This window comes from Microbacterium sufflavum (assembly GCF_023091155.1).
GTDB classification, from domain to species: Bacteria; Actinomycetota; Actinomycetes; order Actinomycetales; family Microbacteriaceae; genus Microbacterium; species Microbacterium sufflavum.
The window spans coordinates 178,631-193,060 of the sequence record NZ_JAHWXK010000003.1 but is presented as its reverse complement, the minus strand read 5'-3'; the positions used below and the strand labels follow the sequence as shown (position 1 = coordinate 193,060).

10 protein-coding genes are annotated in these 14,430 nt (G+C 73.6%); 8 read left to right on the top strand and 2 right to left on the bottom strand.

All coding sequences use genetic code 11. The features are described from left to right. Positions 1-60 precede the first annotated feature (60 nt). From KZC56_RS17005 to KZC56_RS16970, 8 genes are all read left to right on the top strand, one after another. The gene (locus tag KZC56_RS17005) at positions 61-1,440 is read left to right on the top strand and encodes an NtaA/DmoA family FMN-dependent monooxygenase (protein ID WP_247639091.1); all 1,380 of its coding nucleotides are present in this window, start codon (positions 61-63) and stop codon (positions 1,438-1,440) included. Positions 1,441-1,568: 128 nt separating this feature from the next. Continuing rightward, on the top strand, positions 1,569-3,203 hold the full coding sequence (locus KZC56_RS17000) for a TIGR04028 family ABC transporter substrate-binding protein (protein ID WP_247639090.1): 1,635 nt from the start codon (positions 1,569-1,571) through the stop codon (positions 3,201-3,203). A gap of 16 nt (positions 3,204-3,219) precedes the next feature. Beyond that, positions 3,220-4,197 carry an ABC transporter permease gene (locus tag KZC56_RS16995; RefSeq protein ID WP_247639089.1) on the top strand — a complete coding sequence of 326 codons (978 nt, stop codon included), beginning with the start codon at positions 3,220-3,222 and terminating at the stop codon, positions 4,195-4,197. Next, entirely contained in the window at positions 4,194-5,084 is an 891-nt protein-coding gene (locus KZC56_RS16990) for an ABC transporter permease (RefSeq protein WP_247639088.1), read from the top strand. Before KZC56_RS16995 ends, KZC56_RS16990 begins: the two co-directional genes overlap by 4 nt. A gap of 173 nt (positions 5,085-5,257) precedes the next feature. Next, on the top strand, positions 5,258-6,901 hold the full coding sequence (locus tag KZC56_RS16985) for a dipeptide ABC transporter ATP-binding protein (RefSeq protein WP_247639087.1): 1,644 nt from the start codon (positions 5,258-5,260) through the stop codon (positions 6,899-6,901). After that, on the top strand, positions 6,898-7,944 hold the full coding sequence (locus KZC56_RS16980; protein ID WP_247639086.1) for a putative FMN-dependent luciferase-like monooxygenase: 1,047 nt from the start codon (positions 6,898-6,900) through the stop codon (positions 7,942-7,944). The genes KZC56_RS16985 and KZC56_RS16980 overlap by 4 nt, the downstream gene beginning before the upstream one ends. Beyond that, positions 7,941-8,591, top strand: coding sequence for a CMD domain protein (locus KZC56_RS16975; protein ID WP_247639085.1), 651 nt, complete (start codon positions 7,941-7,943; stop codon positions 8,589-8,591). Before KZC56_RS16980 ends, KZC56_RS16975 begins: the two co-directional genes overlap by 4 nt. Further along, positions 8,588-9,277, top strand: coding sequence for an alkylhydroperoxidase domain protein (locus tag KZC56_RS16970; RefSeq protein WP_247639084.1), 690 nt, complete (start codon positions 8,588-8,590; stop codon positions 9,275-9,277). The genes KZC56_RS16975 and KZC56_RS16970 overlap by 4 nt, the downstream gene beginning before the upstream one ends. A gap of 35 nt (positions 9,278-9,312) precedes the next feature. Here KZC56_RS16970 and KZC56_RS16965 read toward each other — a convergent pair whose 3' ends face one another. Together KZC56_RS16965 and hrpA are read right to left on the bottom strand one after the other, a co-directional pair. Then, positions 9,313-10,257 carry a quinone oxidoreductase family protein gene (locus KZC56_RS16965; protein ID WP_247639083.1) on the bottom strand — a complete coding sequence of 315 codons (945 nt, stop codon included), beginning with the start codon at positions 10,255-10,257 and terminating at the stop codon, positions 9,313-9,315. 203 nt (positions 10,258-10,460) lie between these two features. Next, positions 10,461-14,393, bottom strand: a complete 3,933-nt coding sequence (gene hrpA, locus KZC56_RS16960; protein ID WP_247639082.1) for an ATP-dependent RNA helicase HrpA — start codon at positions 14,391-14,393, stop codon at positions 10,461-10,463. Between the last annotated feature and the right edge of the window lie 37 nt (positions 14,394-14,430).

Below are 14,430 nucleotides of genomic sequence, written 5' to 3'. Positions count from 1 at the left end.
CGCGTGACCCCCGGCTTCCGCGCCATGGTCGCCGCCGTCCCGCGCTCCTAGCGTGACGGCATGACCGAACCCCTCGTGATCGGCGCCATGGTGCGCACGCTCGGTGCCTACCCGTCCGGCTGGCGTCACCCCGGAGCACACCGCGACCCCGCACGCGACGCCGAGGTCCTGCGGCGCATCGCCGCGGCGGGCGAGGAGGCCGGGCTCGACTACCTGTTCTTCGGCGACTGGCTCGCGACGGGCCCCGACCTGGAGTTCCGCGACCCGTACCTGCTCGCGCGCATCGACCCGGTCAGCGCCGTGCTGTTCCTCGCCGGCCTCACCTCGCGCATCGGGCTCATCGCGACCGTCAACACGACCTACGCGGACCCGTACACGACCGCGCGGTCGCTGGCGTCGCTCGACGTGCTCTCGGGCGGACGCGCCGGGGTGAACCTGGTCACCGGGGCCGAGCCGCGCGCGGCGGGCAATCACGGACGCGAGGCGCACGCCGACAACGAGACCCGCTACGACCGGGCCGAGGAGTTCGTCACGGCGCTGCGCCGGCTGTGGGACTCGTGGGACGCCGACGCCTGGATCGCCGACGCCGAGCGCGGGGTGCTGATCGACGCCGACCGGCTGCGCGCCGCGAACCTGGAGGGCGCGCACGTGCGCGTGACGGGACCGCTCAACGTCGCACGGCCGCCGCAGGGGCGCATCCCGGTGGTGCACGCCGGCACGTCGCCGCGGTCGCGTGCGCTCGCCGCGACCGCGGCCGACCTCGCCCTCATCGCCTCGCCGACCCTGGCCGACGCGGTCGCCACGCGGCGGGGGCTGCGGGAGGTCGCGGCGGAGGCCGGGCGCTCGCCGGAGGAACTGCGGGTGATCGCGCCCGTGCTGCCCGTGGTCGCCGAGACGCACGCCGAGGCGCAGCGCATCGTGGCGCGGTTGCTCGCGCTCGTGCCGCTCGCGGAGGGGACCCAGGTCGAGCGCCCCGGGTTCCCGGCGAACCGCACGGTCGCGGCGCTCGCGGACGCCTTCGACGTGCCGGGGGACGACCCCCTGCGCGACGCGGCCTTCGACGCCCCCGTCGGTCCCGCCGAGGCGCTGCGCCTCGGCGGACGAGGGGCCGCCCTGATCGAGCGCGTGGCCCACCTCGCGGGTCTCGGCATCGGCGCCGACGCAGCCCTCACCTGGCGGCATCTGGTCGCCGCGCACGCCGTGCCCGCCGCGTTCGTGGTCGGTGACGCCGCCGCGGTCGCCGACCACTTCGAGACGTGGCGCGACGCGGGAGCGGCCGACGGGTTCAACGTGCTCTCGGCGTTCCAGCCCGCGCAGTTCGAGGCGTTCACGCACCTGGCGGCGCCCGAGCTGCGGCGACGCGGACTGCTGCGCGAGCACGGTGACGGCGCGATCACGCTGCGCGACCGCCTGCGTGTGACGTCGCGTGTCGATGCGTGACCGCGGGTGTCGCCGGGCGACCTTCCGCGTCCGCCGCCCGGCGCGCACCGCCCGCCGCTTCCTAGCGTGAACCCCACGCCGCACCCGTACCCACCTGCACCCACCCGCACCCCCGAGGAGTCCTCCGCATGAACCGCCGCCTGATCCGCACCGCCGCCGTCGCGCTGCCCCTCGTCCTGGCCGGGAGCCTCGCCGCGTGCGCGACCTCCGCCGCCCCCGCCGGCACACCGACCGACGCCGGGGCCCCTGTCACGGGCGGCACGCTCACGTACCTGGAGCACCAGGCGTACACGAACCTGTACCCGCCGCAGGCCGGCTTCTACCCGAATGGCGGCATCGTCAACAACATCGCCGCCCGGCTCACGTGGCAGAACCCGGAGACGCTCGAGATCGAGCCGTGGGTCGCCGCGGACTGGACCGTGAACGACGACGCCACCGAGTACACGTTCGACCTGAACCCCGGCGTCACCTTCTCGGACGGCACGCCCCTCGACGCCGCCGCCGTCGCGAAGAACTTCGACACCTACGGCCTGGGCGACGCCGACCGCGGGCTCACCGTGTCCGAGGCGATCAACAACTACGCCGGCAGCGAGGTGGTCGACGAGGACACCGTCACGTTCCGCTTCTCCGCCCCGTCGCCCGGGTTCCTGCAGGCCACGTCCACCATCAACTCCGGCCTGCTGTCACCCGACACGCTCGACGGCACGATCGAGGACTTCGGCGCGGGCAATGCGGCCGACATCATCGGCTCCGGTCCGTTCACCGTCACCGACGAGAAGCTCGGCACGGAGTACACCCTCGCCGCGCGCGACGACTACGCCTGGGGTCCGGAGAGCGCCGACAACGACGGCCGCCCGTACCTCGACGCCGTGCACGTGCTGATCACCCCGGAGGACTCCGTGCGCATCGGCTCGCTGCTCGCGGGGCAGGCCGACTACGTGCGCTACGTGCAGGCGTTCGACGAGGATCGTGTGGAGGGCGCCGGCTTCACGCTCTACGCCCCGCAGACCCGCGGCGTGAACAACTCGATCGCCCTGCGGCCGGACAACCCGCTGCTCTCCGACATCCGCGTGCGCCAGGCGATCATCGCGGCCGTGAACGCGCAGGAGGTGGTCGACACGCTCTTCACCGAGAACTACCCGGTGGCGACGTCGGTGCTGTCCTCCCAGGCGGTCGGCTACAAGGACGAGTCGGAGCACTACACCTTCGACCCCGACCGGGCCGAGGAGCTGCTCGACGAGGCCGGCTGGACGCCCGCAGGCGACGGCATCAGGGAGAAGGACGGCGAGCGCCTCGCGATCACGGTCTACGAGGCGAAGCCGCAGCCGTTGTCGAAGCAGACGCTGGAGCTGATCGCCCAGCAGCTCGCGAAGGTCGGCGTCGAGCTGACCGTGAAGCCCGGCGATGCCGGCACCTATGCCGAGGACACGCGCGACCCGCTGAAGACCGGGTTCTATCACTCGATGGTCGGACGCGCCGACCTCGACGTGATCAAGAGCCAGTACTTCACGAAGAACCGCGACGTGCTGATCTCGCAGGACGCGACGCTCGACGAGCTGCTGCTCGCCGTGGCCTCCGAGCCCGACGCCGACGCGCGCATCGCCGCGTCGCAGGCCGTGCAGGACTACATCGCCGAGCAGGCCTACGTGATCCCGCTGTTCGAGGAGCCGCAGGTCTACGGTGCCGCGACGTACGTGCACGGCGTGGCGTTCGAGTCGGTCGGGCGCCCCACGTTCTCCGGCGTCTGGCTCGCGGAGCACTGAGGGCGACGGTGACGCGATGAGCTTCGTCCTCCGACGAGCCGGGCAGGCCGCGATCGTGCTGGCCGCGGCCTTCACGGCCACCTTCTTCCTGCTGCAGCTCCTGCCGGGCGACGCGATCCTGATCAAGTTCTCCGACCCGAGCCTCGGGCTCTCGCCGGAGCAGCTCGACGGGATCCGCGCGACCTATGGCGCCGACCTGCCGTGGTGGGAGCAGTACGTGCACGCCGGGCTCGGCTTCCTCGCCGGCGACTTCGGCTACTCGACGCAGTTCGGCACCCCGGTGCGCACGATGCTGGCCGAGGCGCTGCCCGCGACCTTGCTGCTCGCGTCGCTCGGGCTCGCGGTGGCGCTCGTGCTGGCCGTGCTGATCGCCGGCCTGTCGTCGCTGGCGCCGTTCGCGTGGCTGCGCACGGGACTGCGCCAGGTGCCTGGCCTCTTCGTCGCGGTGCCGGTGTTCTGGCTCGGGATCCTGCTCATCCAGGTGTTCTCGTTCGGCCTCGGCTGGGTGCCGATCGTGGGAGCCGACCCGGTGAGCGGGCTCGTGCTGCCCGTGCTCACCCTGGCCGTGCCGATCTCCGCGCCCCTCGCCCAGGTGCTGGTGCGGGCGATCGACCAGGTGCAGGCGCAGCCGTTCGTGACCGTGCTGCGGGCGAAGGGCGCACCGCCGGCGTGGGTGCTCACGCGCTCGGTCGCGCGCAACGCGGCGGTGCCGACGCTCACGATCGCGGGCGTGCTGTTCGGTGAGCTCGTGGGCGGCGCCGTCGTGACGGAGACCGTGTTCGGCCGAACCGGGATCGGACGCCTCACGGAGCAGGCCGTCGCGAACCAGGACATCCCGGTGCTGCAGGGGGTGGTGCTGCTGTCGGCACTCGGCTTCGTGCTCATCAGCTTCGCGGTCGACCTCGCCACGCCGCTCATCGACCCGCGGCAGCGCACCTCCGCCCGCCGCGGTCGCCCCGAACCCCGCCGCACGCTGCAGGAGGCCACCGCATGACCGCGCCCGTGATCGCCGAGACCGCGGACGCCGTCTCCGCGACACCCTCGGCCCCCGCCCCCGCCGCGACCCCGCGGCGCCGTCGCGGCCTGCGTCGCCGCCCGTGGGGGCTCTACCTGGCCGTCGCCGCGGTGGCGCTCGCGGTGCTCTGGGCGCTGATCCCCGGGGTGTTCGCGCCGGGCGACCCGCTCACGGGCGTGCCGGCCGACAAGCTGCTGCCCCCGAGCGCCGCGCACTGGTTCGGCACGGACACGCTCGGCCGCGACCTGTTCGGCCGGGTCGTGCACGGCGCGGTGCACTCGCTCTCCGGCGCGCTGATCGCGGTGACGGTCGGCCTCGCCCTGGGCACGGTGCTCGGTGCGATCGCCGGATCGGTCGGCGGGATCGTGGACGACGTGCTGATGCGCATCGTCGACGTGCTCCTGGCGATCCCCGGCCTGCTGCTGTCGCTGTCGGTGATCATCCTGCTCGGGTTCGGCACCGTCAACGCGGCCATCGCGGTGGGACTCGGCAGCGTCGCGGCGTTCGCGCGCCTGATGCGCGCCGAGGTCGCGCGGGTGCGGCGCACCGAGTACGTCGAGGCGGCGTTCGGCAGTGGCGGGACGTTCGTCGCCGTGCTGCGCCGCCACGTGCTGCCCAACTCGCTCACCCCGATCGTCGCGCTCGCCGCGCTCCAGTTCGGCACCGCGATCCTCGCCATCTCCACGCTCGGGTTCCTCGGCTACGGCGCTCCGCCGCCCACGCCCGAGTGGGGCCTGCTGATCGCCGAGGGGCGCAACTACATCGCGACGGCCTGGTGGCTCACCGCCCTCCCCGGCCTCGTCGTGGTCGCGGTGGTGCTCAGCGCCAACCGCATCAGCCACCGCCTCGGAAGGGGAGTGCGATGAGCGCGATCTCTGCGTCCACGACCACGATCAGCCACCGCCTCGGAAGGAGAGTGCGATGAGTGCGATCTCTGCGTCCACGACCACGATCAGCCACCGCCTCGGAAGGGGAGTGCGATGAGCGCGATCTCGGCGTCCACGACCACGATCAGCCACCGCCTCGGAAGGGGAGCGCGATGAGCGAGAGCCCCGTCCTCACCGCCACCGGCCTCACGGTGTCGTACGGCGACCGGGAGGTCGTGCACGGCATCTCGTTCGACATCGCCGAGGGTGAGACGCTCGCGCTCGTCGGCGAGTCCGGGTCGGGCAAGTCCACCACGGCGCACGCGCTGCTGGGGCTGCTGCCGGAGGGGGGTCGCGTCGACGCGGGGCGTGTGCTCCTCGGCGAGCTCGACATCTCCGGCTGGAGCGACCGCGCCCTGCGCGGCATCCGCGGCCCCGAGATCGGGCTCGTGCCGCAGGACCCCACCACCTCGCTCGACCCCGTGCGCCCGGTCGGGGTGCAGGTGGAGGAGATCCTGCGCCTGCACGGGCACCGCGACCGGAGGTCGCGTCGGGCCAGGGCGATCGAGCTGCTCGACCGCGTGGGCATCGACGACCCGGGGCTGCGCGCACGGCAGTATCCGCACGAGCTGTCCGGCGGCATGCGGCAGCGCGTGCTGATCGCGACCGCGGTGGCGCTGCGCCCGCGGCTGCTGATCGCGGACGAGCCCACCAGCGCGCTCGACGCCACGGTGCAGCGCACGGTGCTCGACCTTCTCGACGAGCTCCAGCGCGAGGAGGGGACGAGCATCCTGCTGGTGACGCACGACCTGGGGGTCGCGGCCGACCGTGCCGCGCGGCTCGTGGTGCTCAAGGACGGCCGCATCGTCGAGCAGGGGGCGAGCGACGCGGTGCTCGCGGCGCCGCGGGAGCCGTACACGCGGCAGCTGCTCGCCGACGCGCCCGCCTTCGCGACCGGGTTCCGCCGGCCGGACGCACCGCCGTTCCTGCGGGATGCGGCCGCGGTCGCCGCCGAGAACCCCTACGCGATCGTCGCCGAGGGGCTCGTGAAGGAGTTCCGCGTGGCGGGTCGCGAGCGGTTCCGCGCGGTGGACGACGTGTCGTTCCGCGTGCGCCGCGCCACCACGCACGCGCTCGTGGGGGAGTCGGGCTCGGGCAAGACCACCACGGCACGACTCGTCACCCGGTTCCACCGCCCTGATGCCGGATCGATCGAGGTCGCCGGGGCCGACGTGACGGCCGCGACGGGGGCGCCGCTGCGCGCGCTGCGCCGGCGCATCCAGCTCGTGTACCAGAACCCGTTCGCGTCGCTCGATCCGCGGCAGCACGTCGTCGACATCGTCGCGGAGCCCCTGCAGAACTTCCGCGTCGGCGGCAGGGCCGAACGGCGGGAGCGCGCACTCGCACTGCTCGACCGGGTGGCGCTGCCGGCCGACGTCGCCCGCCGCACCCCGCGGGAGCTGTCGGGCGGGCAGCGGCAGCGCGTCGCGATCGCCCGTGCCCTCGCGATCGACCCGGAGATCGTGGTGCTCGACGAGGCGGTGTCCGCGCTCGACGTGACGGTGCAGGCCCGCATCCTCGAGCTGCTCACCTCGCTGCAGGCCGAGCTCGGGCTCACCTACCTCTTCATCTCGCACGACCTCGCGGTGGTGCGGCGCATCAGTCACACGGTGTCGGTCATGCGCCGCGGCCGTGTGGTGGAGGAGGGCCGGACCGAGGAGCTGTTCCACGACCCGCAGCACGAGTACACCAGGGAGCTGCTCGCCGCCGTGCCCGGCGTCGGCGACGCTCCCCAGAGCCGAGAGGTCCTCGCATGACCGCACCAGCCGCCGCACCCACCGTGGCGTTCTTCACCCGTCTGCTCGACGATGCGTCGCCCGCCGATCGCTACGCGCTGGCCACGGCGCAGCTCCAGCACGCGGAGCGGCACGGCATCGGTCGTGCGTGGGTCGCGCAGCATCACTTCCGCGCCGCGGAGGGCGGGCTGCCGTCGCCGCTTGTGTTCCTGGCGCACGCCGCGGCGCATACGAACCGCCTCCGGCTCGGCACCGGGGTGATCACGCTGCCACTGGAAGACCCGGTGCGCGTGGCGGAGGATGCGGTGGTCGCCGACCTGCTCTCCGGCGGGCGTCTCGATCTCGGGCTCGGCAGCGGGGGCACGCCCTCGTCGTTCGTACCGTTCGGGGAGGACGTGCGCGACAAGGCCGCCACGTACGACCGCAAGCTGCGCGTGCTGCTCGACGCGCTCGCGGGCGAGGACGTCGGCGGCGACAACACCCTGTACCCCGACCCGGGCGACCTCGCCTCACGCGTCTGGCAGGCGACGTTCTCGGCCGCGGGCGGGAGCCGCGCGGGTGTGCACGGCCACGGGCTGCTGCTCTCGCGCACGCAGCCGCGCACGGCCGAGCGCCTCCGCGCGCCGCTGTCGGAGCTGCAGGACCCCATCATCGACGTCTACCTCGACGCGCTGCCGGCCGGCGTCACGCCGCGCATCACGGCCTCGCGCACCGTGTTCGTGGCGGATGACAGGGCCGAGGCGCTGCGGTTCGCGGAGGTCGGGCTGCGGCGCGCCGCGGAGGGCTTCCGCCGCCAGGGGCAGACGATCCCGGGCGACGACCTCGACGACCTGATCGCCGCGCTCGACACCCACCTGGGCACGCCGGAGGAGGTGGCCGCCTCGCTCGCGGACGACGCGACGCTGTCCCGCGCGACCGAGGTCGCGTTCCAGGTGCACTCGGTCGACGCGCCCCACGAGCACGTGCTGCGCTCGATCGAGCTGTTCGCCGCCGAGGTCGCCCCGGCACTCGGCTACGCCCTCACCCCGTCCCCCGCGGACACGACCCTCAAGGAGAACGCATGACCGACGACATCGTCGACCGCATCGCGGAGGTGACGCCGGGGCTCGACGCGCTGCGGCGGCGCCGTCCGATCACGCGCGAGCAGTTGCAGGCGAGCTTCGACGCGCTGTTCCGCCCCGTCTCGGTGCAGCACGCGTCGCAGGCCGAGCGAGAGCTGATCGCGGCCTTCGCGACCGGGCTCGCCGGCGCCGACGACCCGACCGCGCTGTTCTACGCCGACCGGGCGGAGGCCGCCGATCCCGAGCGCGCCGCGGTGGTCAGGGCCGAGCTGGCCGGGGCCGCCGCCACCGGTCCGTTCGGCGCGTACACCGAGGCCGGGCTCCAGGGGGAGAGCACCGACGGGCTGAGGTATGCGCCGGACGCCACCGCCACGGACGCTCTGGGCGAGCGACTGGCCGCCGCGCTCGCCCACGCGCACCTGCTGGTGCTGCGGCCGCGCGAGGCCTCGGCCGCCGACCTGGGCCGCCTGCTCGACGCGGGGTGGACGCCCGACGGCATCGTCACGGTGTCGCAGCTCGTGTCGTTCCTGGCGTTCCAGCAGCGCGTCGTGACCGGGCTCCGCGTGCTCGCCGCCGCCGGACTCGCGACCGCCACCACCGCCACCACCGCCCCCACCACCGCCGTGCCGACCGAGGAGGAGGCCGCATGACCACCACCGACACCACCGATCCCGCCACCACCGAGCCCACCACCACCGACACCACCGACCCCGCCACCACCACCGAGCCCGCCACCGCCGACACCGTGCTCCGACACGACGACGCCCCGCACCCGCACGGGTTCACGCGCGCCGAGGTCGGGTGGACGCCGCACCTGCCCCCGCTCGCGGAGGACGAGCTGGCCGAGCGGCACTATGACGGTTTGGTCGACACCGCTCGCGCCAAGAACGACTACTTCCGTCTGCTCGCGCGCGACCCCGAGGTGCTCCGGGCGCGCACCCTGGTCGACAAGGACATTTTCTACAACGTCGCCGACGGACTGCCCAGGGCCGATCGTGAGCTGGCGGCCACCGCGGCCTCGCGGCGCAACGGCTGCGTGTTCTGCGCCTCGGTGCACTCGCGCTTCGCGGCCCATCACAGCAAGCGGCCAGACGACGTGGACCGGCTGCTCGACGAGGGCGTGTCCGCCCACCTCGGCGAGCGGTGGAGCGCGATCGTCGCGGCCTCCGTCGCGCTGACCGAGACGCCCAGCGCGTTCGGGGCCGACCACATCGCGCTCCTGCGATCCGCGGGGCTCGACGACGGCGAGATCGCCGACGTGGTGCACGGCGCCGCGTTCTTCAACTGGGCGAACCGGCTGATGCTGTCGCTCGGTCGACCCGTGGCTCCGGCCTGAGCCGGGCGGCCCCGGCTATGGCACCAGGGTGATGGCTACGGCACCAGAATGATCTTGCCCGAGGCGGCGCCGGATTCCATGAGCTCATGGGCCCGGGCCGCCTCGGCGAGCGGGAGCTCCGGGCCGAGCTCGATCGTGAAGTCGCCCGATGCGAGCAGCTCGACGGTCTTCTCCAGGGCTTCGGCGCGCCAGGCGAGCTCCTGCTCCGTGAGCGGGACGGGGGAGCCGCCCGAGAACGCGCGGATGCCGAAGTCGGCCGCGTCGGGGCCGCGCACGATCGTGGCGATGCGGTCGCGGTCGGGCACCAGGGCGAGCGAGGTCTCGATGGCCTCGTCCGTGCCCGCGCAGTCGAGCGCCACCGTGACGGGCGACGGAGCGGCCGCGCGCACGCGGTCGAGCAGGCCGTCTCCGTATGCGACGGGGAGGGCACCGAGCTCGCGCAGCTGCTCGTGCCGGGCGGGGCTCGCGGTGGCGATCACGGTCGCGCCGCCGGCCACCGCGAACTGCACCGCCGCCTGACCCACCGAGCCGGAGCCGCCGTGCATCAGGAGCACGTCGCCCGCGGTCACGCCGAGCGAGCGCAGCGCCTGATACGCGGTGCCGGCGGGGATGCCGATCGCGGCGCCCTCGGCCGCGGTCACCGCGTCGGGGAGCTTCACCAGCTTGTCGGCCTCGACCGCGAGCGCCGAGGCGTACGTGCCGACCGTGTCACGGATCGCGACGCGGTCGCCCACCTCCAGCCCGTCGACGCCCTCGCCGAGCACCTCCACCACGCCCGCGCCGTCGAAGCCGACGCCCCGCGGTTCGGTGATCGGCGGTGACGGACGCTTGCCGCTGCGCAGCTTCGCGTCGATGGGGTTCGCGCCGGCGGCCTCGATGCGCACCACGGCCTCGCCGCGCACGGCGACGGGATCGGGCACCTCCATCAGGTGCAGGACATCGGGGGAGCCGAACTCGGTGTAGACGATCGCGCTGGCCATGACCCCAGGCTACCCGGGGAGGACACGGTCAGCGCCGGGACCGGATCAGCGCCGGGTCAGGATCAGCGCCCGGTCAGGATCAGCGCCCGGTCAGGATCAGCGCCCGGTCAGGATCACCGCCCGGGGAGGACACCGTCAGCGCCCGGGCAGGATCAGCGCCCGGACAGGACCAGCGCCCGGACCGGATCAGCGCCCGGACAGGATCAGCGCCCGGACAGCGCCTTCATGATCCGCTGCGGCGAGACCGGCTGTGCGGTGCCGAGGCGCTGCGCGAACACGCTCACGCGGTACTCCTCCAGCAGCCACCGCACCTCCACCAGCGTCGGCGGCGCGTCGGTCGGCAGCGGGATCGTGCCGCCCGCCTCGGTGAACGCGGTCGCCATGCGCTCGAACTCGGTCAGCCGCGCCCGGTCCTTGCCCGGCTCGTTCGCCAGCGTCTTCAGGCGGTCGAGCATGCCGTCGAGGTAGCGGGGGTAGTGCGCGAGCCGGTCGATGCCCGCCGCCGACACGAACCCGGGGTGCAGCAGACCGCTCAGCTGCGTGCGGATGTCGTTCAGCGGTCCGAGCAGTGCCAGGGAGTTCTGCGCCTTGATGCCCCGCTCGACCTCGCGCGCCTTGACCAGGATCCGCGCCACCAGGGACACGGCGGCGAACAGCTCGTCCACGAGCACCGCCGACACCGCCTCCCGGACGCGGGCGAACTCGGCCTCCGTGCGCACGATCCCGCGACCGGCGCCGTCCGGCCCGCCCGTCGACGCGTCGATCACGCGGCGGGCGACCGCGGCCCTGGCGTCTTCGATCAGCGCCGCGGCGGAGGGATACGGCGACGCCGCGAGCGCCAGCTTCTCCTGGCTCGTCAGATGCTCCTGCACGTACGACGACGGCGAGGGCACCGTGAGCAGCACCAGCCGGAGCACACCCTCCCTGGTCGCGGTCGCGGCGGCCTCCGCGGTCGCCTCCACGCGTACGGAGACGCTCTTGCCCGCGTCGACGATCGCCGGGTAACCGCGCACGACGCCGCCGGCGACCCGGGTGTCGAGCACCTCGGGCAGGTCGCCGAAGGTCCACGCGGTCAGCCCGGTCTGCTCCACCGGGGCGGCCGCGACGCGCTCGGCGCCCGCCGCCGCGGTCGGGCTCGCGCGTCGTGACGGCGCCGCGATGGAGCGGGCGACGCTGCTGCGGGCGCGATCCGACAGCTCGGTCTGCAGTGCCCGGAGGTCGCGCCCCGAGCCGACCACGCGGCCGCGTTCGTCCACGGCGCGGAAGTTCATGCGCAGGTGCGCGGGCACGCGGTCGTCCTCGAAGTCCGCGGCCGACACGAGCTGGTTCGCGAGAGGCTGGATGAGGCGGGCCAGTGCCTCCTTGAGCGTGCGCGGGGGAAGGCCCTCGTGCGACTCCGGGCCCTGGTCGGCCAGCTCGGCGCCGAACTTCTCCGCCCAGTCGGCGGCGGGCACCACGTGGCGGCGGATGGCCTTGGGCAGCGCGCGCAGCAGTCCCGTGACGAGCTCGGCGCGCAGACCCGGCACCTGCCAGTCGAAGCCGCGGTCCTCGATCTGCGCGAGCAGCGGCAGGGGCAGCACCACGCTCACGCCATCGTCGGGGGCTCCGGGCGCGAAGCGGTAGGCGAGCCCCAGCACCTGGTCGCCCTGCGTCCACCGCGTGGGGAACTCGCGCTGGTCGGCGCGGTCGGCCTCGTCGACCAGGTCGCTCTCGCGCATCACGAGCAGCTTCGGCGCGGTCGTGAGCGCCTCGCGCCACCACTTCTCGAACGAGCGCACATCGAACACGTCGGCGGGGATGCGCTCGTCGTAGAAGCGGAACACGGCCTCGTCGCCGGCGAGGATGTCGCGGCGGCGCTCCCGCTCCTCCAGCTTCTCCAGGCGGCGGCGCAGCTCGGCGTTGCTGCGCCAGAACGCGCTCACCCGCTTGTCGATGCGCGACGGATCCCACTCGCCCTCCACGAGCGCGTGCCGCACGAACAGCTCGCGCGACGCGGCCCGGTCGATGCGGGCGAACTGCACGCGGCGGCGGGGGATGATCTCCACCCCGAACAGCGTCACCTTCTCGAAGGCGACGGCGGCGCCGGCATCCTTCGACCAGTGCGGCTCCGTGACCTGACGCTTCGCGAGGTCACCGGCCAGCGGCTCGGCCCACGCGGGGTCGATCTGGGCGACCGTGCGGGCGAAGGTGCGGGAGGTCTCCACGATCTCCGCCGCCATCACCGCCCGCGGGCTCTTCTTGCGCAGCGCCGAGCCCGGGAAGATCGAGAACCGGATGCCGCGGGCCCCGCGGTACTCGGTCACCCGGCGCTTCGGGTCCTTCGCGGGGGAGTGGCTCTTGCCGGCCGGGGCCGTGCGCTCGTCGAGGATGCCGATCTGCGACAGCAGACCAGACAGCAGGGCGCGGTGGATCGCGTCGGGGTCGGCCGCGCCACCCGCCTCCGCGCCGCGCTCCGGGTTCTTGCCGAGCGTGCGCAGCTGGCGGTGCACGTCGAACCATTCGCGCACGCGCACGTAGTTGAGGTGCTCGGCGCGGCACAGCCGGCGGAACGCGCTCGACCCCAGCTCGCGCTGCTGCTCGCGCAGGTGGTTCCACAGGTTCAGCAGGGTCAGGAAGTCGCTCGTGGGGTCGGCGAAGCGCGCGTGCAGGCGGTCGGCCTCCTCGCGGCGCTCCTCCGGCCGCTCCCGCACATCCTGGATCGTGAGTCCGGCGACGATCGCGAGCACGTCGCGCAGGACGGCGCCGCTGCGGTCGCGTCCCGCCTCGAGGAGCATGCGCGCGAACCGCGGATCGATCGGCATGCGGGCGATGTCGCGGCCCACGCGCGTGAGATGCGTCGAGCCGTCCCGCCGCGACGGCTCGACCGCGCCCAGCTCGGTGAGCAGGTCGAACGCGGCCTTCACGCCGCGGGAGTCGGGCGGGGTGAGGAACGGGAACGCCTCGATGTCGCCGAACCCCAGCGACAGCATCTGCAGGATGACCGAGGCGAGCGAGGTGCGCAGGATCTCCGGCTCGGTGTACTCCGGGCGCCGGTCGTAGTCCTCCTCCGAATAGAGGCGGATCGCGATGCCCTCGCTCGTGCGGCCGGCGCGCCCCGAGCGCTGGTTCGCGGAGGCCTGGGAGATCGCTTCGATCGGCAGGCGCTGCACCTTGGAGCGGTTGCTGTACCGGGAGATGCGGGCGGTGCCGGTGTCGATCACGTACTTGATGCCCGGCACGGTGAGGCTGGTCTCGGCGACGTTCGTGGCGAGCACGACCCGCCGTCGCACACCCGGCACGCGACTGCGCTCGAACACCCGGTGCTGTTCAGCCGCCGAGAGCCGTCCGAACAGCGGCAGCACCTCGGTGGGGGAGCGGTCCTTCCCGTAGGCGCCGCGCACCGCATCGGCCGCATCACGGATCTCGGCCTCGCCGGGCAGGAACACCAGCACGTCGCCGGGGGCTTCACGGTCCAGCTCGCGCAGGGCCGCGACGATCGCGGACACCTCGTCCTCCGGGTCGCCGGATGCCGATGCCTCCTCATCCGCGTCGTCCACGAGGGGCCGGTAGCGGATCTCCACCGGGTACGTGCGGCCGGAGACCTCGATGATCGGGGCAGGGGTGCCGTCGGCCGCGGCGAAGTGCCGCGCGAAGCTCTCCGGGTCGATGGTCGCCGAGGTGATGATCACCTTGAGGTCGGGGCGCTCCGGGAGGATGCGGGCGAGGTAGCCGAGCAGGAAGTCGACGTTGAGGGAGCGCTCGTGCGCCTCGTCGATGATGATCGTGTCGTAGCGTGTGAGCAGCCGGTCGCGGTGGATCTCGTTGAGCAGGATCCCGTCGGTCATCAGCGCGATGCGCGTGGCATCGGAGACCTTGTCGGTGAAGCGCACCTTGTAGCCCACGAGCGTGCCGAGCTCGACGTGCAGCTCCTCCGCGACGCGCTCCGCGATCGTGCGGGCGGCCAGGCGACGCGGCTGCGTGTGGGCGATGCGCTCGCGCCCGAGTTCGAGCGCGATCTTGGGCAGCTGGGTGGTCTTGCCCGAACCGGTCGCGCCCGCGACGATCACGACCTGGTGGTCGCGCACGGCGTCGGCGATCTCCTCCCGCGCGGCGCTGACGGGCAGCTCCGGGGGATAGGAGATCACGGGGGAGGACATAGCCCTCCATCGTATGCCGGGATGCGCGCCCTACGAT

What these genes read in the sequence shown, in the direction of transcription:
- KZC56_RS17005 (WP_247639091.1), top strand. Translation starts at nt 61, where the DNA reads ATGACCGAACCCCTCGTGATCGGCGCCATGGTGCGCACGCTCGGTGCC.
- KZC56_RS17000 (WP_247639090.1), top strand. Translation starts at nt 1,569, where the DNA reads ATGAACCGCCGCCTGATCCGCACCGCCGCCGTCGCGCTGCCCCTCGTC.
- KZC56_RS16985 (WP_247639087.1), top strand. Translation starts at nt 5,258, where the DNA reads ATGAGCGAGAGCCCCGTCCTCACCGCCACCGGCCTCACGGTGTCGTAC.
- KZC56_RS16975 (WP_247639085.1), top strand. Translation starts at nt 7,941, where the DNA reads ATGACCGACGACATCGTCGACCGCATCGCGGAGGTGACGCCGGGGCTC.
- KZC56_RS16965 (WP_247639083.1), bottom strand. Translation starts at nt 10,257, where the DNA reads ATGGCCAGCGCGATCGTCTACACCGAGTTCGGCTCCCCCGATGTCCTG.
- KZC56_RS16995 (WP_247639089.1), top strand. Translation starts at nt 3,220, where the DNA reads ATGAGCTTCGTCCTCCGACGAGCCGGGCAGGCCGCGATCGTGCTGGCC.
- KZC56_RS16990 (WP_247639088.1), top strand. Translation starts at nt 4,194, where the DNA reads ATGACCGCGCCCGTGATCGCCGAGACCGCGGACGCCGTCTCCGCGACA.
- KZC56_RS16980 (WP_247639086.1), top strand. Translation starts at nt 6,898, where the DNA reads ATGACCGCACCAGCCGCCGCACCCACCGTGGCGTTCTTCACCCGTCTG.
- KZC56_RS16970 (WP_247639084.1), top strand. Translation starts at nt 8,588, where the DNA reads ATGACCACCACCGACACCACCGATCCCGCCACCACCGAGCCCACCACC.
- hrpA (WP_247639082.1), bottom strand. Translation starts at nt 14,393, where the DNA reads ATGTCCTCCCCCGTGATCTCCTATCCCCCGGAGCTGCCCGTCAGCGCC.